The 23,735-nt window shown below is 70.3% G+C and carries 21 protein-coding genes; 7 read left to right on the top strand and 14 right to left on the bottom strand.

Going from position 1 to position 23,735, the window contains the following annotated elements:
- Positions 1–21: 21 nt before the first annotated feature.
- Positions 22–396: a cupin domain-containing protein gene (locus tag ACIPSA_RS22320; protein ID WP_402637633.1), complete on the bottom strand. Its 375-nt coding sequence runs from the start codon at positions 394–396 to the stop codon at positions 22–24.
- A 131-nt stretch (positions 397–527) separates the two neighbouring features.
- Positions 528–4,169, bottom strand: coding sequence for a WD40 repeat domain-containing serine/threonine protein kinase (locus ACIPSA_RS22315; protein ID WP_402637631.1), 3,642 nt, complete (start codon positions 4,167–4,169; stop codon positions 528–530).
- 177 nt (positions 4,170–4,346) lie between these two features.
- Here ACIPSA_RS22315 and ACIPSA_RS22310 point away from each other — a divergent pair, with 177 nt between their 5' ends.
- Positions 4,347–4,793: a MarR family winged helix-turn-helix transcriptional regulator gene (locus ACIPSA_RS22310; protein ID WP_402637629.1), complete on the top strand. Its 447-nt coding sequence runs from the start codon at positions 4,347–4,349 to the stop codon at positions 4,791–4,793.
- A 173-nt stretch (positions 4,794–4,966) separates the two neighbouring features.
- Positions 4,967–5,827, top strand: coding sequence for an esterase/lipase family protein (locus tag ACIPSA_RS22305; RefSeq protein ID WP_402637627.1), 861 nt, complete (start codon positions 4,967–4,969; stop codon positions 5,825–5,827).
- Positions 5,828–5,883: 56 nt separating this feature from the next.
- On the opposite strand, the gene ACIPSA_RS22300 is transcribed toward ACIPSA_RS22305, so the two are convergent.
- Entirely contained in the window at positions 5,884–6,888 is a 1,005-nt protein-coding gene (locus ACIPSA_RS22300; RefSeq protein ID WP_402637625.1) for a lytic polysaccharide monooxygenase, read from the bottom strand.
- Positions 6,889–7,056: 168 nt separating this feature from the next.
- Between ACIPSA_RS22300 and ACIPSA_RS22295 the strand changes: the two genes are divergently transcribed.
- Positions 7,057–7,506, top strand: a complete 450-nt coding sequence (locus ACIPSA_RS22295) for a GNAT family N-acetyltransferase (RefSeq protein ID WP_402637623.1) — start codon at positions 7,057–7,059, stop codon at positions 7,504–7,506.
- Positions 7,507–7,516: 10 nt separating this feature from the next.
- On the opposite strand, the gene ACIPSA_RS22290 is transcribed toward ACIPSA_RS22295, so the two are convergent.
- Positions 7,517–7,651, bottom strand: coding sequence for a hypothetical protein (locus ACIPSA_RS22290; protein WP_402637621.1), 135 nt, complete (start codon positions 7,649–7,651; stop codon positions 7,517–7,519).
- Between the two features lie 112 nt (positions 7,652–7,763).
- Between ACIPSA_RS22290 and ACIPSA_RS22285 the strand changes: the two genes are divergently transcribed.
- The gene (locus ACIPSA_RS22285; RefSeq protein ID WP_402637619.1) at positions 7,764–8,378 is read left to right on the top strand and encodes a class I SAM-dependent methyltransferase; all 615 of its coding nucleotides are present in this window, start codon (positions 7,764–7,766) and stop codon (positions 8,376–8,378) included.
- 13 nt (positions 8,379–8,391) lie between these two features.
- Here the strand turns inward: ACIPSA_RS22285 and ACIPSA_RS22280 are convergent, their stop codons facing one another.
- Positions 8,392–8,892: a DUF402 domain-containing protein gene (locus ACIPSA_RS22280; RefSeq protein ID WP_402637617.1), complete on the bottom strand. Its 501-nt coding sequence runs from the start codon at positions 8,890–8,892 to the stop codon at positions 8,392–8,394.
- On the bottom strand, positions 8,873–9,802 hold the full coding sequence (locus ACIPSA_RS22275; RefSeq protein WP_402637615.1) for a GNAT family N-acetyltransferase: 930 nt from the start codon (positions 9,800–9,802) through the stop codon (positions 8,873–8,875). Before ACIPSA_RS22275 ends, ACIPSA_RS22280 begins: the two co-directional genes overlap by 20 nt.
- A gap of 72 nt (positions 9,803–9,874) precedes the next feature.
- On the opposite strand from ACIPSA_RS22275, the gene ACIPSA_RS22270 reads away from it, so the two are divergent.
- Positions 9,875–10,246 carry a GntR family transcriptional regulator gene (locus ACIPSA_RS22270; protein ID WP_402637613.1) on the top strand — a complete coding sequence of 124 codons (372 nt, stop codon included), beginning with the start codon at positions 9,875–9,877 and terminating at the stop codon, positions 10,244–10,246.
- On the opposite strand, the gene ACIPSA_RS22265 is transcribed toward ACIPSA_RS22270, so the two are convergent.
- Positions 10,231–11,010 carry a DUF72 domain-containing protein gene (locus tag ACIPSA_RS22265; protein ID WP_402637611.1) on the bottom strand — a complete coding sequence of 260 codons (780 nt, stop codon included), beginning with the start codon at positions 11,008–11,010 and terminating at the stop codon, positions 10,231–10,233. The two genes, ACIPSA_RS22270 and ACIPSA_RS22265, sit on opposite strands and share 16 nt — an antisense overlap.
- A 60-nt stretch (positions 11,011–11,070) precedes the next feature.
- Positions 11,071–12,165, bottom strand: a complete 1,095-nt coding sequence (locus ACIPSA_RS22260) for a DUF5925 domain-containing protein (protein ID WP_402637609.1) — start codon at positions 12,163–12,165, stop codon at positions 11,071–11,073.
- 110 nt (positions 12,166–12,275) lie between these two features.
- Here ACIPSA_RS22260 and ACIPSA_RS22255 point away from each other — a divergent pair, with 110 nt between their 5' ends.
- Positions 12,276–13,700 carry a xylan 1,4-beta-xylosidase gene (locus ACIPSA_RS22255; protein ID WP_402637607.1) on the top strand — a complete coding sequence of 475 codons (1,425 nt, stop codon included), beginning with the start codon at positions 12,276–12,278 and terminating at the stop codon, positions 13,698–13,700.
- 21 nt (positions 13,701–13,721) lie between these two features.
- On the opposite strand, the gene ACIPSA_RS22250 is transcribed toward ACIPSA_RS22255, so the two are convergent.
- The 5 genes from ACIPSA_RS22250 to ACIPSA_RS22230 all read right to left on the bottom strand — a co-directional run bounded on the left by ACIPSA_RS22250 (position 13,722) and on the right by ACIPSA_RS22230 (position 21,106).
- Entirely contained in the window at positions 13,722–17,543 is a 3,822-nt protein-coding gene (locus ACIPSA_RS22250) for a lipopolysaccharide biosynthesis protein (RefSeq protein ID WP_402637605.1), read from the bottom strand.
- Complete coding sequence (locus ACIPSA_RS22245; RefSeq protein WP_402637603.1) at positions 17,536–18,336, bottom strand: polysaccharide deacetylase family protein; 801 nt, start codon at positions 18,334–18,336, stop codon at positions 17,536–17,538. Before ACIPSA_RS22245 ends, ACIPSA_RS22250 begins: the two co-directional genes overlap by 8 nt.
- Positions 18,329–19,375 (bottom strand): glycosyltransferase, encoded by a 1,047-nt coding sequence (locus ACIPSA_RS22240; RefSeq protein ID WP_402637601.1) that lies wholly within the window; start codon positions 19,373–19,375, stop codon positions 18,329–18,331. Before ACIPSA_RS22240 ends, ACIPSA_RS22245 begins: the two co-directional genes overlap by 8 nt.
- On the bottom strand, positions 19,372–20,193 hold the full coding sequence (locus ACIPSA_RS22235; protein WP_402637599.1) for a glycosyltransferase family 2 protein: 822 nt from the start codon (positions 20,191–20,193) through the stop codon (positions 19,372–19,374). Before ACIPSA_RS22235 ends, ACIPSA_RS22240 begins: the two co-directional genes overlap by 4 nt.
- Before the next feature lie 367 nt (positions 20,194–20,560).
- On the bottom strand, positions 20,561–21,106 hold the full coding sequence (locus ACIPSA_RS22230; protein WP_402637597.1) for a hypothetical protein: 546 nt from the start codon (positions 21,104–21,106) through the stop codon (positions 20,561–20,563).
- A 171-nt stretch (positions 21,107–21,277) separates the two neighbouring features.
- Between ACIPSA_RS22230 and ACIPSA_RS22225 the strand changes: the two genes are divergently transcribed.
- The gene (locus ACIPSA_RS22225; RefSeq protein WP_402637595.1) at positions 21,278–22,087 is read left to right on the top strand and encodes an SGNH/GDSL hydrolase family protein; all 810 of its coding nucleotides are present in this window, start codon (positions 21,278–21,280) and stop codon (positions 22,085–22,087) included.
- 4 nt (positions 22,088–22,091) lie between these two features.
- Here ACIPSA_RS22225 and ACIPSA_RS22220 read toward each other — a convergent pair whose 3' ends face one another.
- Positions 22,092–23,726, bottom strand: coding sequence for a protein kinase (locus ACIPSA_RS22220; protein ID WP_402637593.1), 1,635 nt, complete (start codon positions 23,724–23,726; stop codon positions 22,092–22,094).
- Between the last annotated feature and the right edge of the window lie 9 nt (positions 23,727–23,735).

Raw genomic sequence — 23,735 nt, 5'->3', positions numbered from 1 at the left:
CCCTTCTCCGGGCGGCGGTTGTCAGTTGGCCCACGGCGGCGCGATGCGCGTGCCGTCTGCCATCTCCGCCTCCAGACCGATGGAGGTGGTGACCCAGGAGATCGCGGTGTGGTCGGCCGGGTTCTCGACGGCGAGGGTCGCGCCGGGGTTGACGATCACCGTGTCGCCGGCCGTGATCCGGTCGGTGCGGCCGTCGAGGGTGATCACCAGCTCACCGATGAGCAGGTGGAATATCTCCTCGTGGGTCACGGTGTGCGCGGGCGCCTTCGTCCCGGCCGGGATCTCGCCCCGCCAGGCGCAGAGTTCCTTGCTGCCGGTGAGGGGAGTGGCGTACGAGACGAAGCGGGCGCCGTGGATCTCGTGGGTCACGGCTTCGGACGAGCGGATGACGGGCATGGGTGTCCCCCTAGGAAGAATGGTCAAGCTGCTTGACCATAATGGTCAAGCAGCTTGACTGGTTCGTCAAGAGGGCGGGAGCCAGTGGGGTTTGAACAGGCCTGAGCGTTTTGAGGGGGGTGCTGGTGCGGTCAGCACACCTTGCGGTAAGGCAGCCCATGGACGTATGTCTGCCACTCGCCGCGGGACAGACCGCCGCCGGTCCGCCTGCACACCGTCCTGGACGTCTGCTGGAGGTCGAGTACGTATCGCTGGTGGAGGACGTGGGCCCCGGCGGCATAGAGAGTGTCGTCGTCACCGAAGGCGAGAGACAGGATGCTGTCGCCCGGCGTGGGCAGCGCGGAACCCAATGGCTGATCGGACTCCACGTCCCACAGTTGCAGGGTGCCCGCACTGCCGCCCACCGCCAGTGTGCGGCCGTCGCGGGAGAACGCCAGGGCGTTCACCGTCTCGACGCCGCGTCGCGAGCTGTCGAACCTGCCCGGCAGCATCCCCAGGCGATGACGCACGTCACCGTCCCACAGGCTCACCCCGCCCGAGGCGTCGCCGACCGCGAGAACGCTTCTGCCGTTGCCGGGGCCGAACGCGACAGCGGTCACTGCTTCCTGGCTCAGACCCCTGCGAACGATCCTTCCTTCGGGAAGGCGGATCAGCCCGTCATTGGTGGCGAGGAGCCGGCCGTCCGGCCTCAGCGCAAAACTTCGGCTCCAGACGTCGCCTCTCAATGTGTCCCCCTGAAGGGTTTTGAGTCTGGTGCGGAGGTGCCTGTCCCAGACGTCGATCCCCCCTTCCTGCTCGATTCCGTCATTCATCCGGGAGATCATCAGCCCTTTACCGTCCGGGGTGAAGGCCAGTCCGCTGACCGGGGAGACCCCGGGACCGGTGGGGTACAGCGAAGCCTCCTCCGTCTTCGTCGCCATGTTCCATATCCTGATCCGATCACGTGCTTGATCGGATGAGGCCGCCACTGCGTAGGCCAGGTCCTTTGCGCCTGGGCTGAAGGAAAGCAGTCTGATGCTGTCCACTTCCCCCCTGTTGTTCTTCGGCGGTATCCGAATTCCCGGCAGATCGGAGATGAGCTTCCCGCTGAGCCCATCCCGGGTCTGGAACCTGCCCATGGGGTGGTCGTCCCACGTCACGCCGAGGAAGCGGCCGTCCGCGCTGAATGCGGCAGCCCGCAGGGGTTCCGAGCGCCATCCGGCGGCGGCCGCCAGGCCCAGATTCAGGGATCGCACGGAAACGGTGGGATACCATTCTCCGCTGAGGTACCGAATCCTTCCGGCATCGATATCAACCCTGAGCTGCGAGACGGACTCGTTGACCAGCGAGTACCGAAAGACCGGTTCACTCGGTGCGTTCACGCGCCACAGCCGGATTTCGTCCCTGCTCGCGGTTGCGACGAACTTCCCGTCCTTGCTGAGGGCGAATGTTTCCACACCCGACTGGCGGATCAGGTGCTCTTTGCCGGAGGAGATGTCCCACACACGCACAGTGCGGCGAGGGGCGAGGAGTGCCACGGTGCTGCTGTCGGCACTGAACTTGACCGCGCTGTTCTCTGTCGAGAGGCGGGCCTGGCATTCCCCCATGTCGATATTCCTCTGACCGGACTGCAATCGCGCTCCGCGGGCCACATCCCACAGCTCCGTCAGGCCGCCGCGTGAGCAGAAGGCGGCGATACGGTCGTTCGGGCTGATGGCGGCTCCGTCCGCATACACCTCGGAGCTCTCGAACAATGTGCGTTGCCGCCTGGGGTCCCACAACCGGGCCGTACGGCGCCCTGTGTCATCGAGCACGAGTATCCGCCCGCTGGGGCTTACTTGCTGCAGACTCGCTGAACTGTCTTCCCAGATGCGCCGGCCCCGGGCCAGGTCCCACACCTGAGCACCGCTCTGACCGTACACGGCGACCGTCTGTGCATCGTCACTGGCTGAGGCGATCCGGCCGACCTGCACTCCGGGCATCGTGGACTGGTCGCCGCGCCGCCGGCTGGCCACATCCCACCGCACGACGCGGTTCTTCTCCACCGTGAGCAAGGTGCGGCCGTCGCTGTTGAGTTGAGGCCAGGCGGCATAGGGCAGGTCCGCCTCACTGGGTGCGCGGAAGCTCTCGGCCTCCCTTTGAGTCATCGCCCCGATCAGCGCGGAGCGCGTTTCGGCGGTGTCGGCGAGGCGCCATGCGGTGACGCTGAGCCGCATCGCGGCGACCGGATCCGTGGAACGCAGGCTGTCGGCGACCGAGGCCAGACGGCGGGCCTCGGCCAGCAGGCGTTGACGCTCACCGGCGCGGTTCTGCTGCCAGGCGACGGTGCCTGTGACCAGGGCGAGCACCGTGAACAGCACCGTGCCGGCCAGCAGAGCGCGGCGGCGGCGCAGTCGGCGGATGTCGGCGGCGCGGCTGGCGGTGAGGAACTGGCGCTCCAGCAGATTCGGACGCATCCGGCTGGGGGCGGTGGCCGCCCAGTCGAGTGCGTTGCGCAGGGCGGTGCCGTGTTCCAGGTCATCGGGCCTGCGTCCGTGCCGGTGCCAGACGCGGGCCGCCTCGCCCAGTTGCCGGTGGAGGCGCAGCCCTTCGCGGTCGGTGTCCACCCATTCCCTCAGCCGTGGCCAGGCCCGCAGCACCGCCGCGCTGACCGGCCGCACAGTGGATGCCTCGTGGACCAGTACGCCCGCGGCAGTGAACATGGCGATCGCCTCCCGTACGGCCGCCTGCTCACCCGTGGGCCGCCCGGACAGCAGTTCGTCCTCGTCGGCGGTGCGTACGCTGTCGTGGGATCCGTCCGGTGCGCTGCCCGGGACGATCAAACGGAGCCAGACCTCGCGTGCGACCGCCTGGACGGCCGGCGGGAGGGCGTCGAAGACGGCCGTGGCCGCGTCGCCCAGCGATGGAACGGTCATTGCCGCCGCGCCGCCGGGAGCCCGCATGCCGGCTGCGGCGCCGGCACCGGCCCGCAGGGCCTGCTGGTCGTCGTAGCCGCCGCCGAGCAGGCGCAGCAGGATCGCGGCCGCGCTGGGCCGATCCTCGGGCCGTTTGGCCAGTGCCTCGGACACCAGGGACCGTAACGGCTCGGGCAGCAAGGTCAGGTCCGGCTCGTGCTCCAGGGCGCGGACCACCACCTCCCCGATGTTCGCCCCCCGGAACGGCTCCTTTCCGGTCGCGGCGAACAGCACCACCGCTCCCCACGCGAACACATCCGCCGCGGTGCCGGCCCGCCGCCCCTGCAGGGTCTCGGGGGCGATGTAGCCGAATGTGCCAACGACCGCACCGGTCTCGGTCAGTGTCATCTCCGGGGTACGGGCGATACCGAAGTCGATCACCCTGGGCCCGTCCGGGCCGAGCAGTACATTGCCGGGCTTGAGGTCCCGGTGCACCACCCCTGCCTGGTGAATCGCGGCCAGCGCGGTGACCACCCCCGTCGCCAGCCGCAGCAGATTGTCCCCCCGGAGGGGGCCAGAGCCCTGTACCGCCGCTCTCACATCGGGGCCGGGGACGAACTCGCTGACGATGTAGGGGCTCTCGGCGTCCGGATCAGCGGTCAGCACCCTCGCCGTACAGAACGACGCCACTCGCTGCGTCGCCGTCACCTCCCTGGCGAACTGGCGCCGGGCCGCCGTCCCCGAGCCCGCGTCCCAGTGCAGCACCTTCACGGCGACCCGGGTCCCGGCCGTGTCGTAGGCCTCGTAGACCACGCCCTGGCCACCGGATCCCAATCGGCCGGCCAGCCAGTACTCTCCCAGACGCTGCGGATCCTCCGGCGCGAGGCCATGGCGACTCATACACCGCTCTCCAAGAATGCTCAAAGCCCGAAAAGCCGTTGGGGGGCGACATGAGCTACAGACGCCGGGCGCATCAGGACAGTTCCGAAGGGCTCGCACGGCCCGCCGGCAGTCCGCTGCGCGTCGGCGTGAGGACGTGCTCCCGCTCGGTCTCCGGTGACGGTGTTCAATTCCCGTGTGCACAACTCCGAAGCCCTGGCCCTGTCCGCCGCCCTGCTCGCCGTCGCCGGTGAGCTCACGCAACGCATCAATGACGGGGTCGTCGCCCGTGGCTTCGAGGGGGTGCGGCCCGCGCACGGCTTCGCCTTCGCGCGGCTCGCTCCGGACGGCGCCACGGTCACCGACCTCGCCGTGCATCTCGGGGTGACCAAACAGGCCGCCAGTCAGCTTGTCGACGAGATCGTGCGCAAGGGATACGTCGAACGGCGACCGCATCCCGAGGACGCGCGTGCCCGGCTGATCGTGCTCACCGAGCGCGGGTGGGCCTGCACCCGGGCGGCGGAGGAGGCGGCCGCCGAGGCCGTGGGGGCGTGGGTCGAACTGCTGGGCGAGGGTGAAGTGCGGGCGTTGCGGGACCGGCTGGCGCAGATCGCGCCCTACGGTCCCATCAGGCCTGCCTGGTGACGGTCCATCGGCTCTCCAGTGCGTCGCTGGTTACCACTGGAAGTTTTTACTGACGCGTAACTTCACACTTGCACTACTCGCCCGTAACTTGACGAGTGAACAGCATCCTTCGTGATCCGGATCACAGGGCGTAAGGCCGTCGCAACTCCCTTGAGCCGCAAGGAGATCACCCGATGCTGCCCTGGAAGAGAGTCGTCAGACCCCTCGCCGCGCTGCTCCTGGCCGCCGCCGTCGCCACCGTCCCCGCCGCCACCGCCCACGCCTCCACCGCCCCCAGCAGCGGCTGGAACGACTACTCCTGCAAGCCGTCCTCGAGCCACCCCCGCCCCGTCGTCCTGGTCCACGGCACCCTGGGGAACTCCGTCGACAACTGGCTGTCCCTCGCGCCGTACCTGAAGGACCGCGGGTACTGCGTCTTCTCCCTCGACTACGGACAGCTGTCCGGTGTCCCCCTCTTCTACGGACTGGGCCCCATCGACAAGTCGGCACAGCAACTGTCCGACTACGTCGACAAGGTGCTCTCCGCCACCGGAGCCGCCAAGGCCGACCTCGTCGGCCACTCCCAGGGCGGCATGATGCCCCGCTACTACCTCAAGTTCCTCGGCGGAGCCGCCAAGGTGAACGCCCTCGTCGGCCTCGCCCCCGACAACCACGGCACCGACCTGGACGGCCTCACCAACCTGCTGCCGTACTTCCCCGGCGCCGAGGACCTGATCAAGGCCACCACCCCCGGCCTCGCCGACCAGATCGTCGGATCCGACTTCCTCACCAAACTCAACGCGGGCGGCGACACCGTCCCCGGAGTGCACTACACGGTCATCGCCACCAAGTACGACGAGGTGGCCACGCCGTGGCGCAACCAGTACCTGAGCGGCTCCGACGTGCACAACGTCCTGCTCCAGAACCTGTGCCCGCTCGACCTCTCCGAGCACGTGGCGATCGGGCTCTTCGACCGCATCGCCTTCCACGAGGTGGCCAACGCGCTCGACCCGGCGCGCGCCACCGACACCACCTGCGCGTCGGCGTTCAGCTGACCCGCGCCGGGGCCTGTCCGGCCTGAGCCGCCGGTCAGGCCCCGGAGTCCTGTGTGTCAGCGGCCGTGCCGGCCGCTGCTCGCGGCACGCCGCCGGACCGACATGAACAGCGCCGCGGAACCGAGCGCCAGTGCTGCCGCACCGCCGACCGCGAGGTAGGCGGTGCGGCTGTCGCCGCCGGTCTCGGCGAGGCTCTCGGGGGTACCGGCGGCTTCGGGTTCGTCGGCCCCACCTGCCGAAGCGGCCGAAGCGGCCGGAGTCGCGGTGCTCGGCTCAGCCGACGTACGGGCGTCGTCGTCCCCGTGACCGTGGTGCTCGATCGTCGACTTGTCGGCACCGGCCTCGATCTGCTCGTCCGACGGCGCCGAGGCGGTGGGCGCCGGTGCGGTGGCGCCGCCGGTACCAGTACCGCCGCCACCGCCGTTCCCGCCGCCGAAGGTGATGTCCGAGCAGGAGTAGAACGCCTCAGGGCTGTCCGAGCGCTGCCAGATCGCATACAGAAGCTGCCTGCCGGACCGCTCGGGGAGAGAGCCGGAGAACGTGTAGAACCCGCCCGAGGCGACCGGGTCGGTGGCCGTCGCGACCGGGTGCGCCAGGTCGAGGCCTGCCCAGGCGAGCGGCTTCGACGGGTCGTAACCGGGCTTGGTGACATAGACCTTGAAGGTGCCCTTGTGCGGGGCGGTCACGCGGTACTTGAAGGTGTACGACCCACTGCTCACCTTTGTCGCCGGCCAGTCGGCGCGCGCCAGGTCGAGGCCCTTGAACTCCTCGTTGTTCGCGCTGCACAGCCTGCCGTCCGGGATCAGCGCCTGGTGCCGCCCGTTCGCGTCGCCGATGCGGATGCCGTTCCAGTCGTAGAACGCCTGAGTGCCGCCTGCCGCGACAGCCGCCCCGCAGGCCCCCGACTCCGGGCTCTCCGGGCCCTCCGCGTAGCACTGGGCCACCCGGCTGACCGGGTCACCCATCGAGCCGTGCGCCGAGGCGGGCGCGGCGGCGAGCACGGTGACGGCGAGCGGGACCACGCCGAGGACGGCGACGACGACCTTACGGCGTACGGGCATGCGGGAACTCCTCGGAACGGTCCTGGCGCGTGGGGCGAATCCTGTGGGGGTGATCAGAAACTAGCCCCGAGAAACCGTGAAATCGCCTGCTGGAGGCGGGTGAGGGAGATCCTTATGGTGGCGTTAAGGAAGCGCTCAGGCTGCCCTGAGGTAGGTAGCGTGCGTGGCATGGCGAATGACGAGATCCGGCCGGCGGTTGCCGCCGACGTACCGGCCCTGAAGGCCGTGACCGACGCGGCCTACCACGATTACATCGAGCGCATCGGGGTGGTGCCGCAGCCCATGCGGGCGGACCACGCGGCGAATGTGGCCGCGGGGAAGGTCTTCGTCACCGGGGATCCCGTGATCGGCCTCGTGGTGATCGAGGCGCGTTTGGACCATCTCTTCCTCGACAGCATCGCCGTGCATCCCGACGCCCACGGCAGGGGTGTCGGGCGACGGCTGCTGCACTTCGTCGACGCACGCGCGCGTGAGCTGGGACTGACCGAGGTCAGGCTCTACACGAACGTGATGATGTGGGAGAACCAGAAGATCTACCCGAAGTACGGCTACGAGGTGCTGGGGCGTCGTGTCGACGGACCGTACGACCGCATCCACTATCGCAAGCGACTGGACTGACCGGCGCGCGTCAGCCGTCCGGCCACCAGGTGCGTGCGATGTCCTTTCGCACTTCCGGGCGTCCGGCGGGGCGCTCGTCGGATTTCTCGCGGATCCGGCGGCTGTCGGTTCTCTTCAGCGGCTTCTGCACGGTCATGCGGCGCATGGCGGCCTCCTTCAGCGCCTACCGAGTTCCGCGTCGGCACGGAGGTAGACCCTTCCGGGGAGGGTGACTCATCGGCGGCCGTCTGTCAGTGGTGGGTGTCACTCTTGCGAACATGAACGATGAGAGTGAGAACACGGCCGCGGTGAGTGTCGACTGGGATGCCGAGGCCGCCGCCTTCGACCAGGAGCCGGACCACGGACTGCGCGACCCCGAGGTGCGTGCGGCCTGGGCGGCCAGGCTCGGCGCATGGCTGCCCGGACGCCCAGCCGACGTCCTCGACCTCGGCTGCGGCACGGGCAGCCTGTCGCTCCTCGCCGCCGAGCGGGGACACCGCGTCACCGGCGTCGACCTGTCCCCGGCCATGGTGGAGCTGGCCCGCGCCAAGCTCGCCGGGCGTGACGCGGTGTTCCTCGTCGGCGACGCGGCGGCACCTCCGGTGGGGGAGCAGCGCTACGACGTCGTGCTGGTCCGGCACGTGCTGTGGACGCTGCCCGGCCCCGCCCGCGTGCTGCGGCACTGGCGCGGGCTGCTGCGGCCGGGAGGGCGGCTCGTGCTGGTCGAGGGCGTGTGGGGGACGGTCAGCCCGGTCGGCATACCCGCCCAGCGGCTCGTCGGTCTCCTGGAGCCGCTCGCCGGGCACGTGAGCGTGGAGCGGCTGTCGGAGGACGTACGGCTGTGGGGGAAGCGGGTGGACGACGAGCGGTACGCGGTGGTGGCGACGGTGTGAGCCCGGCGCCGCGTCAGGCGAGCAGGGCCTCGAAGCCGCCCGCACGGGCGAGTGACTCCAGTTCGTCGAGCGCGGCCACGGCGGCAGCGGCGGCCCGCGGGTCCTTCTCGGCCAGGCCGCTCTCCGCGAACTCGTCCTCGTCCAGGCGTCGTACGTCCGTGCCGTCGGCGGAGCGCCACAGGTCCAGGTCGAGGTCCTCGACGACCAGGTCCGTGCCGGAGAGCGTCGCGGGCCGGGCGATGTCGCAGTACCAGCCCTTGAGCGCACCGTCGGACGTGCGGATCTCCTTCACGGCGTACCAGCGGTCGCGCCAGTAGTGCTCGGTGAACACGTCCCCCGGTTCGAAGCGTACGAAGCCGAAGTCACGGACACCCTCGCCCGCCCACGGGGCCCGCACACAGACGCGGACACCGTCGTCGCCGAGCAGCACCGCCGGGTAACGGATCTTCGTACGGCCGCCCTTGACCAGGACGACGTCCACGAGAGCCGCCTGCTCAGCCGAGTTCGCGGACATAGCGCACCTCCGTCGCGCAGATCTCGTACCCGAGCCACTTGTTGATCGCGATCATCGGGTCGTTGCCCGCGTCGTTGCCGGTGAAGGCCTCGGTGAGGCCGGCGGCGCGGGCCCGGTACAGGGAGTGGATCTTGGCGAGCTTGGCCAGGCCGCGGCCGCGGTGGGCACGGGCGGTACCGGTCATCGCGGTGGAGTAGCGGGTGGCGCCGTCGGTGTAGGCGACGCTGAAGGCGACCGGACGGCCGTCGACGACCGCGGCCATGGTCAGCTCGTGGCTGAGCAGCGGATGCTTCCAGTTCTGTTCGAGCCAGGCGTCGTAGTCCGTGAACTCGAGGGCGACCTCACCGGGTTCGTCCGTCACCGTCTCCGCGTCCAGTTCGAACAACGGCCGCGGATCGTCCGCGAAGTCGGCGGCCGTGCGCAGCTCGACGCCCTGCGGGACGTCGGGGAGCGGCGGAAGGGTGCTGTTCGCCAGGTCGAGGCGGAGGAAGTGGGCGGGGCGCCCCCTCGTGTAGTCGTGCCGCTCGGCGAAGGCGCGATTGGCCGGTTCGTCCAGGACCCAGCTGAACACTTTGACCGCGCCGACGCCGGCGAGGTGCTCCTCGCCTGCCCGCACCAGGAGCCGGCCGGCACCGCGGTGGGTCCGGTCCGGGCGCACGTAGACGTTGAGATACCCCTGGCCGGGATCGGGGCTGTCGTGCGCGATGGCGACCTGGGCCGCGCCGATCACCTCGCCGTCCTCGACCGCGACGAGCGAGCGGAAGTGGGCGTCGGGGTGGCTTCGGGTGAGGAGGTGACGGACCGAGTCGGGGGTGAACAGGATGTACGGAAGGGCGAGATGGCGGACTCTGGCGAAGCCCTCGGTGTCGGCCGGGACATCTGGGTTCAGGGCGCGCACGATCACTGTCATGAGGGTGCACGCTAGGCCGGATCCGGACCGGGATGCCTCTCATTTTCCGGTGGGTGCGGGACAATCGGCCCCGTGACCTTGAAGATCCACATCGACGACGGCGCGCCGCCGTACGAGCAGGTGCGGGCGCAGATTTCCGAGCAGGCGCGGTCGGGGGTGCTGCCGGTGGGGTACCGGCTGCCGACCGTGCGGGGGCTGGCCGAGTCGCTGGGGCTCGCGGTGAACACGGTGGCCAAGGCGTACCGGGCGCTGGAGACGGACGGGGTGATCGAGACGCGGGGGCGCAACGGAACGTTCGTCGCCGCTGCGGGCTCGGCGGCGGTGCGTGAAGCGGCGTCGGCTGCTCAGGCTTACGTCGAGCGTGTTCGGCGGCTCGGGCTGGACGAGGCGGCGGCTCTGGCCGCGGTGCGGGACGCCCTGCGGGCGGCTTACGGGGAGAGGTGAAGTGAGCTGAGCTCCGGTGTCCGTGTCGCCGTCAGCCCCGCCCTCCCCGCTGCCCTCCCGAACGTCACCGCGTCCTCCACCGCTGCACCGCCTGGGTCGTTGTTGAAATACGCGTACACATCGTGGCTGTCGGACCAGGTCGTCGCGATCCGGTCCACCCACGTCTCCAGTGACCGTCGGCCGTAGCGCGGCCACGGCGTGGCGCGGCCCTCGTGGAAGCGGACGTAGCCCCAGTCCGTGGTGCGCCACAGCGGGGTGACCGGGTGGGCCTGGACGTCGGCCCAGCACAGGGCGGCGCCCCGGGACTCCAGGACCGTGCGGGTCTCCGGTGTCCACCACGAGTCGTGGCGGGGCTCGACCACGATCCTCGTGCCCGGCGGGAAGCAGGCGAGGCAGGTGTCCAGGAGGCCGGGGTCGGCGCGCAGGGTCGGCGGGAGCTGGAGGAGGACCGGGCCGAGGCGGTCGCCCAGGCCGGCCGCGTGTGTCATCAGGCGGTTCACCGGTTCCTCCGGGTCCTTCAGCCGCTTGATGTGAGTGAGGTAGCGGCTCGCCTTCACCGCCACCACGAAGTCGTCCGGCACCCGGCCCCGCCAGACCTCGAAGTTCTCCCGCGTCGGCAGCCGGTAGAAGGCGTTATTGATCTCCACTGTGGCGAAGCGCGCCGTGTACTCCTCCAGCCACAGCCGCACGGGCACGTCGGCGGGGTAAAGGACGCCCCGCCAGTCCTTGTACTGCCACCCCGACGTGCCGACGTACAGGGTCATACGTCCATCAAAGCACCGGCCGGCGGCGGGGACCTCCTGCGGATCCTCCGACGGATCCTTCTACAGATACAGCCCCGCGTCCGCCCCGTCCCGCGCCCCCGGTACCGATGTCGGCGAGGTGCCCCGGCGCAGTGCGTACAGCTCCGCCAGCGTCGCGCCCTCCCGGCCCACGCCCTCCTCCTTGCCCAGCCAGGCCACCGCCTCCCGGCGGGTGAGCGGGCCCACCTCGATGCGGGCCAGGCAGCGGCCGGGGCGGACCACGGCGGGGTGGAGGCGTTCCAAGTCCTCGTTGGTGGTGACGCCGACCAGGACGTTGCGGCCCTGGCCCAGCAGGCCGTCGGTGAGGTTGAGCAGGCGGGACAGCGCCTGGCCCGCGGTGTGCCTGGCCTCGCCGCGGATCAGTTCGTCGCAGTCCTCCAGGAGCAGCAGCCGCCAGCGTCCCTTGCCCGCCGCGTCCTCCTCGCCGATCGCGATGTCCATCAGGTAGCCGACGTCGGAGAAGAGGCGCTCGGGGTCGAGCACGCAGTCCACCTGACACCAGTCCCGCCAGGAGCGGGCCAGGGTGCGCAGGGCCGAGGTCTTGCCGGTGCCCGGCGGACCGTGGAGCAGCAGGAGGCGGCCCGCGATGTCCTCCGGGGTCGTCTTCATCAGGCGGTCCATGGCGTCCGCGACCGGTGCGGTGTAGTTGGGCCGGACCTCGTCCCATGTGCCCGCGGAGATCTGACGGGTCGTGCGGTGCGGGCCGCGCCTCGGCGACACGTACCAGAAGCCCATCGTCACGTTCTCCGGCTGCGGTTCGGGCTCGTCCGTCGCGCCGTCCGTGGCCTGGTCGAGGACCTTCTTGGCCAGTTCGGCGCTGGTCGCGGTCACGGTGACGTCCGCGCCCCGGTTCCATCGGGAGACTAGGAGCGTCCAGCCGTCCCCCTCGGCCAACGTCGCACTGCGGTCGTCGTCGCGGGCCACGCGCAACACCCGGGCGTCCTGCGGCAGGAGGGTCGCGCCGGAGCGCACGCGGTCGATGTTGGCCGCGTGCGAGTAGGGTTGCTCGCCCGTCGCGAAGCGGCCGAGGAACAGCGCGTCGACGACGTCGGACGGCGAGTCGGAGTCGTCGACGTTGAGCCGGATCGGCAGAGCGTCGTGTGGGTTCGCAGACATGCCGCCATGATCCGGCACCGACGCGCTCCGTGCACTGCATTTCCGCCGCTTGTTCCCGGTGTTCCCAAGACCTCCCCCATACGCGAAATCCGCCATTACTGTTGTCCTTGATGGGACGTCATGGGTGGAATCCGGGGACTCGGCGGTGGCGGCTCACCGCCCTGCTCGGTGTGGGAGTGGCCGCTCTGGCCCTGGTGGTGACCCTGATCAGCACGCTTCCGGGGAGCGGCGCGAGCACCGCGGGCACCTCCCGCGACGGCGACAGGGTGCACGGCACGCCGGCCACACCGCAGGGCAGGCCGGAGCCGTACGTGGGCTGGGGCTTCACCCACACCCAGTACAGCGCCGACGAGGGCAGTGACGCGGCCACCGGGCGGGTGGAGGAGCTGCTGGCGAGGAACGGCGGACTGCCGCAGAACCAGCACATCATGGGCTGGGGCGCCGACAACCCCGAGCCGGTCGAGGGGCGTTACGACTTCGGCGCGCTGGACCGCCGTATCGACTTCATGCGCAGGTCCGGCGCCACCCCGGTGATCACGCTGTGCTGCTCCCCGGACTGGATGAAGGGCGGCAAGGCCGGCGTCGACAACACGAACTGGAGCCAGGCCGCGCTGGAGACCGCCCCGACCCCCGCGCACTACCAGGACTTCGCCGACCTCGCCGCCACCGTCGCCAAGCGCTATCCGGACGTACGCCACTTCATCGTCTGGAACGAGTTCAAGGGCTTCTGGAACAACGCCGAGGGCCGCTGGGACTACGAGGGCTACACGAAGCTCTACAACCTCGTCTACAAGGCGTTGAAGAAGGTCGACAAGGACATCATGGTGGGCGGGCCCTATCTCGTCATGGACAGCGTGGACCCGCGGCAGAAGGAGAACGCGTCGACCGCGCTCCGGGGCGCCTGGGGTGCCATGGACCAGCGGGTTCTCGACGCCTTCGACTACTGGAACACGCACCGGGCCGGCGCCGACTTCGTGGTCGTCGACGGCTCCAGCTACACCAACGACGACGACATGCTGCCCGACGAGTTCGCGGCCACCGACAAGCTCACGGCGGTGAGCGAGTGGGTGCGGCGGCAGACCCACGACCTGCCCCTGTGGTGGGCCGAGTACTACGTGGAGCCCGCCGACGGCAACGACGACCGCAAGGGCTGGTCCGAGACCCACCGCGTCGCCGTCCAGGCCACCGGAATGATCGCCATGGTCAAGGGCGGCGCCGACTCCGGCTTCTACTGGAACCCGGAGGAGGAGAAGGGCACCGGCTGCGCCGGCTGCCTGTGGACGCCGACCGGCAGCGGGGACGGGGGCAAGGAGCTCCCCCTGTACGACCTGGTGTCGAGGTTCGGCAAGGCGTTCCCGCCGGGCACCAGGTACGAGACCGTGTCCGTAGCCGAGGACGACGCGCCCAACGTACGCGTCCTCGCGAGCGACAAGACGGTCCTGGTGGTCAACACCCTCGACCGGACGATCAGCGCGCAGGTCGACGGGAAGCGGTTCGACATGCACGCGTACGAGGTGAAGTGGCTCGACCGGTAGTCCGGCCGGGCCACTCCGGCCTCATTTCATGGTCAGGAACCGCTGCACCAGCGAGGCCAGCAGGACCGCCAGCAGGGGCAGCGAGAACCAGAAACTGCTCTGCAGCCAGCGCAGTTGACGCACCCCGGGCCGCACCGCGACCCGGACCACCTCGCGCGCGGTGAGCAGCAGGATCAGCGCGACGGCCGCGAGCCCGCCGACCACGGACCACGGCGTCCACGTCACCCGCGGTCCGATCGGTCCCGGATCCGGCCGCGGCACCTCGCCCGTGGGTTGCCTGCGCATCGCGTACATGGTGACGTCGTCGTTGACCAGGACCTTCTTCAGCTCCTGCCGGTTGTCCAGGTTCTGGACCAGCCGGGACTCCCAGGAAGCCGAGTAGCCCACGTCCATCCGGAGGTAGGTGATCTGGCTCCTGTTGAGCATCAGGTACGAGTTCGGGCCCGCGTCCTTGAGTGACTTGACCAGGCCGGACACCAGGACCGGGTCGGTCGGTGCCAGCGTCGGCACATAGTTGACGCGTTCCATGTCCTTCGTGCCCCACGGCATCGCCGGCGTCACGTTGTTCACCGTGTCGTTGCTCAGCCACAGCAGCCGCACGGTCGGCCTGTCATGGGCGTACACATAGTCCATGGCCGCGACCTCGCCGGGCCGGATCCGCTCGAACGGTTCGTTGCCCCAGCGGGCCACCAGGAAGCCGCCCATGAGCAGCAGGCCCGCCATGAGCGCGGCCAGCGGCGCCAGGCTGACCCGGTCCTTCTCGCGCTCCTTCGCGGTGACGCCGGTGCGCGGGAACAGCGCGAGGGCGCCGAGGAGCGCCGCGCCCGGCAGGGCGAACATGAAGACGCGCAGGGCCATTTCGCCGCCGTACGACTGCATGCCGAAGCCCAGGAACGGGACGAAGGTGAGGACGAGGAGCGACCGCTCGCGGTACTTGTGGTCGCGCCGCCGCCACCAGCCCCAGCAGGCGAAGGCCATCACCCCGCCGGCCAGCAGCACCCGCGTGTAGAGGACCAGCTTGTGGGTCGAACTGCCGCCTTGGATACGGCCGGAGACGGAGGTCGACACATTGCTGCCGACCCCGCCGACCCCGCCGAACAGGTCGTTGAAGTGCCCGGACCAGTACGGCTCCGCCATGAAGCCGAGCCACACCGCGGCCAGCACCCCGAACAGGATCGGCAGACCGCGCAGCTCCGACCTGCCGATCAGGACCAGCACCGTCAGCACGCCCAGCATCACGAACGGGGTGAGCTGGTGCGCCGGGACGCTCGCCGCGTACAGGCCGATGAGGACCATGAGCAGTACGGCTCGCTGCCGCCGGTCCGTCGGCTCGACCTCCGCCTCGCCGGGGCGGAACTTCGTCCAGATCACGCGCGGGGCGCGGAACCAGACGAGGAGGATCGCCACGAAGGCGAGGTAGAGGAGATAGGTGAAGCCCTGCGGGGAGAAGTAGTCCTGGCCTACCCAGCCGCCGAGCACGAAGATCCAGATGCCGGTCCACCTGGCCCGCCAGCTCGCCCGCATCGAGCGCACGAGCAGGAACATCGGAGCCAGATAGGCGAGCTGGATGGCCAGCGGCCACCAGCGGATGATCTCGGTGAAGTCGGTGACCCCGCACGCCCGGGCGACGAACGCGGCCGCCGCGAAGAAGCCCGGCCAGCTCCAGCGCGCGTCCAGGTCCGGCACGGCGGACCCGGTGCGGTCGATGTAGTCGATGAACCCGAGGTGCTGCCAGGCCGTCGCGAACCGTGGTTCGGTCTCGATGACGGCGGGCAGGGCGTGCAGTGACACCACGGTCGCCAGGAGTGTGACCAGCAGCAGCGCCCGGTGCTCGCGGCGCAGCCAGAGCAGGGAGGCGAACACCGCGATGAGCAGCGCCGCCCCGACCAGCGTGGGCATCGGCAGCACGGAGATCAGGCCGAGCCCGCCCATCTCGTCCAGGTCGGACTCGCCGAGCCGCAGGGCCGGTACCCAGTACAGCAGGAGCGCGGCGATCAGCAGACAGCCGAGGACGACTCCGGGACGGGTGGGCATCAGACGGTCACGCAGCGGGGGAACCGGAGTCTCGGGCGGGTCCTTTGCCCGTACGGCGGCGACTTCCCCGGGCGTGGCAGCGGCCTCCGGTGCGAGGGCGTTCTCGAACGGCGCGTCGACCTCCGCCTCCTTCAGCAGCGAGGCCTCGGCCGGTCCCAGCGATGCCTCCGCTCCCGGTTCCCTCTCCTCGACCGGCAGTCCCCATGCCTCCGGCGGCCGGGGCCGCAGCGCCCAGGTCGGCCGGTCCGGATGCACCACCGGTGTACCCGTGGGCGGGGTGCCCGGACCGGGGCGCACGTCGGGGCGGCGCTCCTGGTGGTCGAAGTCGACGTGGATGCCCAGGGCGAGGGTGTCGCTGTCCAACGCCCAGGCCGGAGCGCGCCGGCCCGACTGGGTGGAGGCGGGGACCTCGCGCGCCCCCAGGTCGGCGAGGTCTCCGTCGGGTGCCGCCGACTCCGGGACCTCGGCGGGCGTGGCCCTGACCGTCTTCCACAGCCGGGGCGCGGCGATCGTCACGATCACCGCCAGGCTGGAGATCTCGGCGACGCCCGCGCCGGTCAGCCCCATACGGGGGAGCAGCAGCAGCGTCAGGCCGAGGACCAGCACACACAACAGCCCCTGCAGCCAGGCGAGTCCGGCGGTGCGGCTCTGGGCGCGCAGCACGGCGAAGTAGGTCTCCATGACGACCCGCAGCAGCGCGCCGACCGCGAACCAGCGCAGCAGCGGTGTCGCCGCGTCCGCGTAGCCCGTGCCGAACACGCCGAGGATCCATGGCGCCCCGACGAAGAGCAGCCCGCAGATCGGCAGCATGAGCCGGGCCATCCGACGCAGCGCCGCCCGGGTGTTGGCGGCCAGCCGGGCGGGCTCGTGCGAGCCCTCGACGGTCAGGGAGGCGCCCATGTTGATGGCGAGCAGGTTGACCGTGCCGCCGATCGTGGTGGTGATGTAGAAGTACGCGTTGTCCTCGGAGCTGACCTGCGCGGCGATGATCACCGGGACGAGGTAGACCACGGCGAGCGAGAACAGCGAGCCGGTGTAGTCGCCGGCGAGGAACCGGCCGATCTCCTTCAGCGTGGGCGGTTTCGCGTGCTCCTCGGTCGCCTTGATGTGCCGGGGCACCAGGCGCCGGAACACCAGCCAGCCGAGCGGCACCACGGAGGTGGCGATCGCGGTGACCCAGGAGACGAAGACACCGGTGGTCGGGATCGCCACCGCGAACGCGACGAGCAGCCCCAGCTTCACCGCCGAGAACACGGTGTTGCCCACCGGCACCCAGGGCGCGCTGCGCAGCCCGGTCAGCACGCCGTCCTGGAGGGTGAGCAGGTTCCAGGCGACGACGGCCACGGCGAAGCCGAGCCCGTTGAGCGGCCCGTGCAGGAACCGGTACGACGGCCCCCACACGTCCAGTGTCATCAGGAAGACGCCCGCGGCCAGTGCCACGATCAGCGAACTGCCCGCGTACGTACGGAAGATGAGCCGTCCGGTGTGGCGCCCGGCGACCGGGATGAAGCGGGCCAGGGCGCCGGTCAGGGTCACCGCGGTCAGGCCCGCGAGGAGCTTCATCGCGGCGATCGCTGCGGAGCCCTGGCCGACCGCCGACTCGGAGTAGTAGCGGGCCGCGGCCAGCCAGAAGCCGAGCCCGAGGACGGCGGAGATGCCGGTGTTGAGCATCAGGGCGTAGGCGTTCCGGAACAGTGGGTTGCCGCCGGGTGACCGGCCCCGTCCGGGCAGGCGCAGACGGCGCCCCGACTGCTCGGGCGCCTGTGTCCCGGGTGAAGCGGCCTCGGTTGTGGTCGTCGTGTCAGACACGGGAACGGATGGCCTTCCGGCGGACCTGGCGTGCTCTGCGGAGGACGGCGTACCCCTTGGTGAGGGCACGGTCCCTGGCGAAGTTGCGGGTGATCGAACGGCCTTCGAGCAGCCGCTCGAACTCCTGGGCGTCCGTGCTGCGGCGCACGGTCACCCGTTGCAGGGCGTACGGCCCCTGGCCGCGGCGGGCGAGCCCGTTGCCGACGGCGAGCGCCTGGGCGAACCCGGCCTCCCGCACGGCGTGGCGCACCCGGCGGCTGGAGTAGCCGTAGGGGTAGGCGAACGAGAGCGGCGCGGTGCCCAGTTCGTCGGCGGCGATCTCCTTGCAGCGCACCAGCTCGGAGCGCAGACGATCGTCGTCGAGCTGGTCGAGCTGCGGGTGGGTGTGGCTGTGGCCGCCGATCTCGACGCCGGAGCCCGCGAGCTCCCGCACCTGGTGCCAGTCGAGCATGGTGTCCAGGCCGCCCCCGGTGTCGTACGCGCCCCTGATCCAGCCGGTCGAGACGAACAGCGTCGCCGCGAAGCCGTGCTTGCGCAGGACGGGCCGGGCGTGCCGGTGGACGCCCTCGTAGCCGTCGTCGAAGGTGATCAGGACCGGGTGCTCGGGCAGTGGCTTCCCCGTGCGCCAGCTCGCCGCCAGCTCGGCCGTGCCGACCGGGTTGAAGCCCAGGTCGTCGATCAGCGCCATCTGCTGCGCGAACGCCTCCGGGGCGACCGACAGGGCGCGGGTGGCGTCGTTCGGCGCGGTCGCCACCGAGTGGTACATGAGAATCGGCACGCGTGCTTCAGCCATGTGCTTCCCCCTCGATTCCCCTCTCGATTCCCCCCTCGGCTCCCGCTTCGGCTCCCCCTTCGATGTCCACCACCGAGAAGACGGCCCCGCCCCGGCGCGCCCGGACGCTCCCCACCACGTACCCGCCCGCCGCGGTGAGTACCCCGGCGACGATCGCCCCGGCCCGGCCGGCGCCGCCCGGCCGTGCCAGCAGGGCGTCCCGCAGGCCACGAGCGACCCCCGCGGGCAGCACACGCGTGGTGTACCGGCGTTCCGACTCGAGCCCCTTGTCCGCGCCCACGCTCCGCGCCACCAGCGCCTTCGACAGGCCTTCGGCGTAGGCGCGGGTGCGGAAGTACCCGAAGTGCTCGCGTGCCTCGGGCACCCGGTGGTGGATCACCGCCCGGTCGTCGATCAGCAGGACCGCGTCCGGCCGGGCGCGGGTGAGGCGGATGCACAGCTCCGTCTCCTCGCAGCCCAGCGGCCGCTTGTCGCCGTCGCGGCCGATACCGGTGGCGAAGCCGCCCGCCGCGTCGAACGCCGTTCGACGGAAAGAAGCGTTTCCGCCGAGGACGTTGCGCACCCGGACCCGGCCCGGCGGCAGCCCCTTGTAGGTGCAGCCCACCACCCAGTCGAACTCCTCCGGGAACCAGTCCGGGCGGCGGCCCGATGCCCAGATCGGCATCGTCCGGCCGCCGACGGCCATCACCCGCGGGTCGGCGTACCCCTCGGCGAAGCGGCGCAGCCAGTCCCGCTCGGCCACGGCGTCGTCGTCCAGGAAGGCGATCACCTCGCCGCGCGATGCCGCGATGCCGGTGTTGCGTCCGGCGGACAGGCCGCGGGGGCCCGCGTTGGCGAGCACCCGTACCTCGTCGGCCTCCTTGTACTCCCTGGTGAGCCGCTCCAGGAGCGCCCGGTTGTGGTCGACGACCAGGAGTGTCTCCAGCGCGGGTCGGGACTGCGTACGCACCGAGGAGACCGCCGCGAGGATGTCCTCCCAGCGGTCCTCGGTGTACACGCAGATCACGACAGAGATGCCGGGGATGTCGGGCCCGCTCAAGACACCTCTCCCCGGCCCGTGTCCAGCATCGGCGACTGGTGCGCGCGGCGCCGCAGCGCACGCCGGTTGGAACGTTCGCCGAGGATCACCCTGAGCACCCGGAACCCGTCCCGCACGGCCCGCAGATTGCTCGCGCCGTGGATGCGGAGGTACTCGTGGCTGGGTATCTCCTGCACCTTCAGTCCCGCCTTGACGACCCGGATGTTCATGAGGGTCTCGACCTCGAATCCGGTGCAGTCGAGGTCGATCTTGTCGAGGCAGTGCCGCCAGAACGCGTTGTATCCGTAGCAGAGATCGGTGTAGCGGGCGCCGAACTTGCGGTTGACGATGGTGCACAGCGCCCAGTTGCCGAGCTTGCGGATGAAGGTCATGTCGTCCGTGCCGCCGCCGTTGGCGAATCGCGAGCCCTTGGCGAAGTCGGCGCCCGAGACCAGGGCGGAGACGTACGACACGATCTCGTTGCCGTCGGCCGAGCCGTCCGCGTCGACCATCACGATGATGTCGCCGGTGCAGGCCTCGAACCCGGTGATCAGGGCATCCCCCTTGCCCTTGCCCCGCTGTTCGACGACGTTGACCTTCGGCCACAGCTCACGGGCCACTTCGACGGTGTCGTCCGTGGAATTGCCGTCCACGAGAACGACTTCGTGTATCCAGTCCGGAAGCGTCTTGAAGACGTAGGGGAGATTCTCCGCCTCATTCATGGCGGGGATCACCACGCTCACCGGTGGCGCGATGGCAAGGTGAGAGGAGATCGGCCGGTATGTGCCCGTCAGTAACGGATCTTGGCCCGAAGCAGGCGGGCGCAGAACAGAACTCATGAGTCTGGTCCCTCTCGTCCGGTGGACCGCCCGCCCCTGGGCGGCCCGGCTATGTGTCCGGTTCGAAAGGGGGGTTCTCACGTGCGGCACGGTGAACGGATCTCCGTGCACGCGGGTGAGCTGGCAAAGCTGGCCGGGCTGCCGCGAAAAAACGACAGCCGGTCGCGCGGCACGGCTCGGTCACAAGTGCGGTCACCGAGCACGGCACCCCCCTACCGCGCCCCGCGCCGGAACGTCGCGGTCCCTGAGCCCTCCCCTGGAGCCGCGTGGTGACGGACCGATGCGGGTGAGATGTACGACGGTATTGACGATTGAACCTGTATGGCAAGACCTGGAACGGGGCCTCACGTTTTTGTTGGTTTGGCCGTTACACAACTTTGTCGGACGTTGTATCGCCACTCGAACGGGTTGTGCCGATCCGTTCGAGAATGCGTGGGTGCGCCAGTGCCGGCAGCAGGAGCAGCAGGCTGAGCACGGTCACGGCGACGACTCCGCCGCGCGCCGACCAGTGGTGCACGGCCAGCATGCCCTCGGCCACCAGCATGTTCAGGACCACGGAACCGGCCACCGAGGTGAGCACCCGGCCGAACGGATCCAGCCCCCGCAGGATCGCGGCGATGGCCGAAGCCGGCGCCGCGAGCAGGAAGAACAGCGTGAACGGCGCGCGCAGCGGCGAGCCGGAGTCGGTGAGCGCGAGCAGCGCACCGACCCCGCCGACGGCCGTCGCGGCTCCCGCGAGCAGCGGCGACAGGTCCCTCCCTGGTCCTGTCCGCGCCCGCTCGGCGTCGTCCGTCGAGGCTGACTTGATCCGTATGGTCCGCATTGGCGACTTTGCCCCCCGAAGCGCCGGATGCCGGGCTTCAATGTCGCGCAGCGAAACACCGGCCGTCAAGATGCGGAAGTCGCCGTACATCGTTGGTACTGACGTTCTGTCAATAGATTTGTCATAAGCATGTCATCAAGGGCCCATGAACGGCCGGGGTCGATCTCGTTGAGGCTTGAAAAGTCTTGGCATGAACACTTCCCGTCAACTCGCGTAGTTGCTACGACAGTTGTGGCAGAGATCCTGCTAAAGGGAGGTTCCATGAGACGTTTCCGTTTTACGGCATACGTGACCTCGCTCCTCCTCGCCACCGGCTTCGCCCTCACCGGGGCCGCGGTGGCGCAGGCGTCCCCTCAACTCGCTGCGGCCGGCGGCTATGTGGCGCTCGGTGACTCCTACTCCTCCGGCGTCGGAGCGGGCAGCTACATCAGTTCGAGCGGCAGCTGCAGCCGCAGCACCAAGGCCTACCCCTACCTGTGGAACGCGGCCCACGCCCCGTCCTCGTTCGCCTTCAACGCCTGCTCCGGTGCCACGACGGACGACGTCCTCGCGAACCAGCTCGGCTCGCTCAGCTCCGCCACCGCCCTCGTCTCCCTCACCATCGGCGGCAACGACGCGGGCTTCACCGATGTCATGACGACCTGCATCCTCAACTCCGACAGCACCTGCCTGTCCCGGATCAACACCGCGAAGGCCTACGTCGACTCGACGCTGCCCGGCAAGCTCGACAACGTCTACAACGCGATCAGTGCCAAGGCCCCGTCCGCCCGCGTGGTCGTGCTCGGCTACCCCCGCTTCTACAAGCTGGGCACCACATGCGTCGGCCTGTCCGAGACCAAGCGCTCGGCGATCAACGACGCGGCCGACTACCTCGACACCGCTATTGCCAAGCGAGCCGCCGACCACGGCTTCGTGTTCGGTGACATCCGCTCCACCTTCACCGGCCACGAGATCTGCTCCGGCAGCTCCTGGCTGCACAGCCTCGACTGGCTGAACATCGGCCAGTCGTACCACCCGACCGCCGCCGGCCAGTCGGGTGGCTACCTGCCGGTTCTCACCAGCGCGGCCTGATCCGTCACGGCGAGGCCGAAGGCGAGGAGGAGGCCCCGTCCGTCGGGGTCTCCGTCGTCGCGCAGGTCACCGAGAACGGCACCGAGTTCGACGTCGTACGCACCGGGCCGCGCACCTCGACGCTGATCGCGTTCCGGATCGTCCCGCTTTCGGAGTACGTCGTCACGATCACCTTCTTCTGCTGGGACTTCCCGCCGCCCGAGGGGAACGACAGTGTCTTCCACCCCGGGTCGGAGACCGAACCGTCCTTGAGCACCCACCGGTACTCCACCTGCGCCGGCAGCCGCCCCACCGTGAACGTCGCCGTGAAGGCGGGCGCCTGCTCGGTCGGCGGCGGACAGGCCCCGGAGTACTCCGTGTTCGCACCGCTCACCGTGACGTGCACGGACTGGGCCGGCTGACTGCTGGGCGGGGTGCTGCTCGGGGTGGGCGGCGGGGCACCCGTGTCCGAGTCGGTGGTGCGGGAAGGGGCGGGGGAGCTGAGGCTGCTGCCCGACTGGCTGCTGCTCGCGCCGCTGTTCCCCGTGTCACCGCCGTTGTCGCGGTTGAGCAGGGCGTACGTCAGCCCGGCCAGCGCCAGCGTGACGGCGACCAGGCCCGCGATCAGGAAGACGGTGGCCCGTCGGTCGCGGTCCGGTGGTGCGTCCGTGGTGCGCGTGACAGGCGCCGTCGGCGCGGGCCGCGTCGGCACGGGCATCGGCGGTGTGCCGAAGCCCTGTTGCGGCTGGGCCACGACGGTCGGGGCGTACGGCGATCCGGGCGCCGTGTCCGCGCGCGGGGCGCCGCCCGCCGCGATGAGCCGCAGGTCCCGCTCGGCCACGTCGGCCGGCAACCGGTCGGCGGGATCCTTGCGCAGCAGACCCTCGATGACGGGAGCGAGCGGTCCGGCTCTCAGTGGCGGCGGCAGCTCCTCGTCCACGACGGCACGCAGGGTGCTGAGCGGGGTGTTCTGGCGGAACGGGGAACTGCCCTCGACGGTCGCGTACAGCATCACGCCGAGGGACCACAGGTCGGACTCGGGGCCGAACGCGCGGCCGAGCGCCCGCTCCGGGGCGAGGAACTCGGGCGAGCCGATCACCTCGCCGGTCATGGTCAGCGCGGAGCTGCCCTCCACCGTGGCGATGCCGAAGTCGGTGAGCACCACCCGGCCGTCGTTCGCGATCAGCACGTTGCCCGGCTTCACGTCCCGGTGCAGCACCCCGGCGGCGTGCGCGGAACGCAGCGCCGCCAGCACCTCCGCGCCGATGTGCGCGGCGCGCTGCGGGGACATCGGCCCCTCGGCCTCCAACTGGTCGGCGAGCGACACACCGCGGATCAGCTCCATGACGATCCAGGGCCTGCCGCCCTCCATCGCCACGTCGTACACCGTCACCACGTTGCGGTTCGTGACCCTGGCCGCCGCCCACGCCTCGCGCTCCAGGCGGGCGTACATCCGCTCGACATCCGAGCCGGACAGCCCGGCCGGGGCACGCACCTCCTTGACGGCGACCTCGCGGTCCAGCACCTCGTCGCGGGCCCGCCACACGGTTCCCATCCCGCCCTCGCCGAGCGGGGACAGGAGCCGGTAGCGGCCCGCGACGACACGTTCACTGCCCGGTTCTTCGGACACCCGTGCCCCCCACGGCATCTCGCGTGACATCTCCACAAA

Origin of the sequence: Streptomyces sp. NPDC086549, from assembly GCF_044746205.1 — a bacterium.
Classification (GTDB): domain Bacteria; phylum Actinomycetota; class Actinomycetes; order Streptomycetales; family Streptomycetaceae; genus Streptomyces.
The sequence above is the reverse complement of the archived record's forward strand: the minus strand, read 5'-3'. Positions and strand labels throughout refer to the sequence as shown.

What these genes read in the sequence shown, in the direction of transcription:
- ACIPSA_RS22320 (WP_402637633.1), bottom strand. Translation starts at nt 396, where the DNA reads ATGCCCGTCATCCGCTCGTCCGAAGCCGTGACCCACGAGATCCACGGC.
- ACIPSA_RS22315 (WP_402637631.1), bottom strand. Translation starts at nt 4,169, where the DNA reads ATGAGTCGCCATGGCCTCGCGCCGGAGGATCCGCAGCGTCTGGGAGAG.
- ACIPSA_RS22305 (WP_402637627.1), top strand. Translation starts at nt 4,967, where the DNA reads ATGCTGCCCTGGAAGAGAGTCGTCAGACCCCTCGCCGCGCTGCTCCTG.
- ACIPSA_RS22300 (WP_402637625.1), bottom strand. Translation starts at nt 6,888, where the DNA reads ATGCCCGTACGCCGTAAGGTCGTCGTCGCCGTCCTCGGCGTGGTCCCG.
- ACIPSA_RS22295 (WP_402637623.1), top strand. Translation starts at nt 7,057, where the DNA reads ATGGCGAATGACGAGATCCGGCCGGCGGTTGCCGCCGACGTACCGGCC.
- ACIPSA_RS22290 (WP_402637621.1), bottom strand. Translation starts at nt 7,651, where the DNA reads ATGCGCCGCATGACCGTGCAGAAGCCGCTGAAGAGAACCGACAGCCGC.
- ACIPSA_RS22285 (WP_402637619.1), top strand. Translation starts at nt 7,764, where the DNA reads ATGAACGATGAGAGTGAGAACACGGCCGCGGTGAGTGTCGACTGGGAT.
- ACIPSA_RS22280 (WP_402637617.1), bottom strand. Translation starts at nt 8,892, where the DNA reads ATGTCCGCGAACTCGGCTGAGCAGGCGGCTCTCGTGGACGTCGTCCTG.
- ACIPSA_RS22275 (WP_402637615.1), bottom strand. Translation starts at nt 9,802, where the DNA reads ATGACAGTGATCGTGCGCGCCCTGAACCCAGATGTCCCGGCCGACACC.
- ACIPSA_RS22265 (WP_402637611.1), bottom strand. Translation starts at nt 11,010, where the DNA reads ATGACCCTGTACGTCGGCACGTCGGGGTGGCAGTACAAGGACTGGCGG.
- ACIPSA_RS22260 (WP_402637609.1), bottom strand. Translation starts at nt 12,165, where the DNA reads ATGTCTGCGAACCCACACGACGCTCTGCCGATCCGGCTCAACGTCGAC.
- ACIPSA_RS22255 (WP_402637607.1), top strand. Translation starts at nt 12,276, where the DNA reads ATGGGACGTCATGGGTGGAATCCGGGGACTCGGCGGTGGCGGCTCACC.
- ACIPSA_RS22245 (WP_402637603.1), bottom strand. Translation starts at nt 18,336, where the DNA reads ATGGCTGAAGCACGCGTGCCGATTCTCATGTACCACTCGGTGGCGACC.
- ACIPSA_RS22235 (WP_402637599.1), bottom strand. Translation starts at nt 20,193, where the DNA reads ATGAGTTCTGTTCTGCGCCCGCCTGCTTCGGGCCAAGATCCGTTACTG.
- ACIPSA_RS22230 (WP_402637597.1), bottom strand. Translation starts at nt 21,106, where the DNA reads ATGTACGGCGACTTCCGCATCTTGACGGCCGGTGTTTCGCTGCGCGAC.
- ACIPSA_RS22225 (WP_402637595.1), top strand. Translation starts at nt 21,278, where the DNA reads ATGAGACGTTTCCGTTTTACGGCATACGTGACCTCGCTCCTCCTCGCC.
- ACIPSA_RS22220 (WP_402637593.1), bottom strand. Translation starts at nt 23,726, where the DNA reads ATGTCACGCGAGATGCCGTGGGGGGCACGGGTGTCCGAAGAACCGGGC.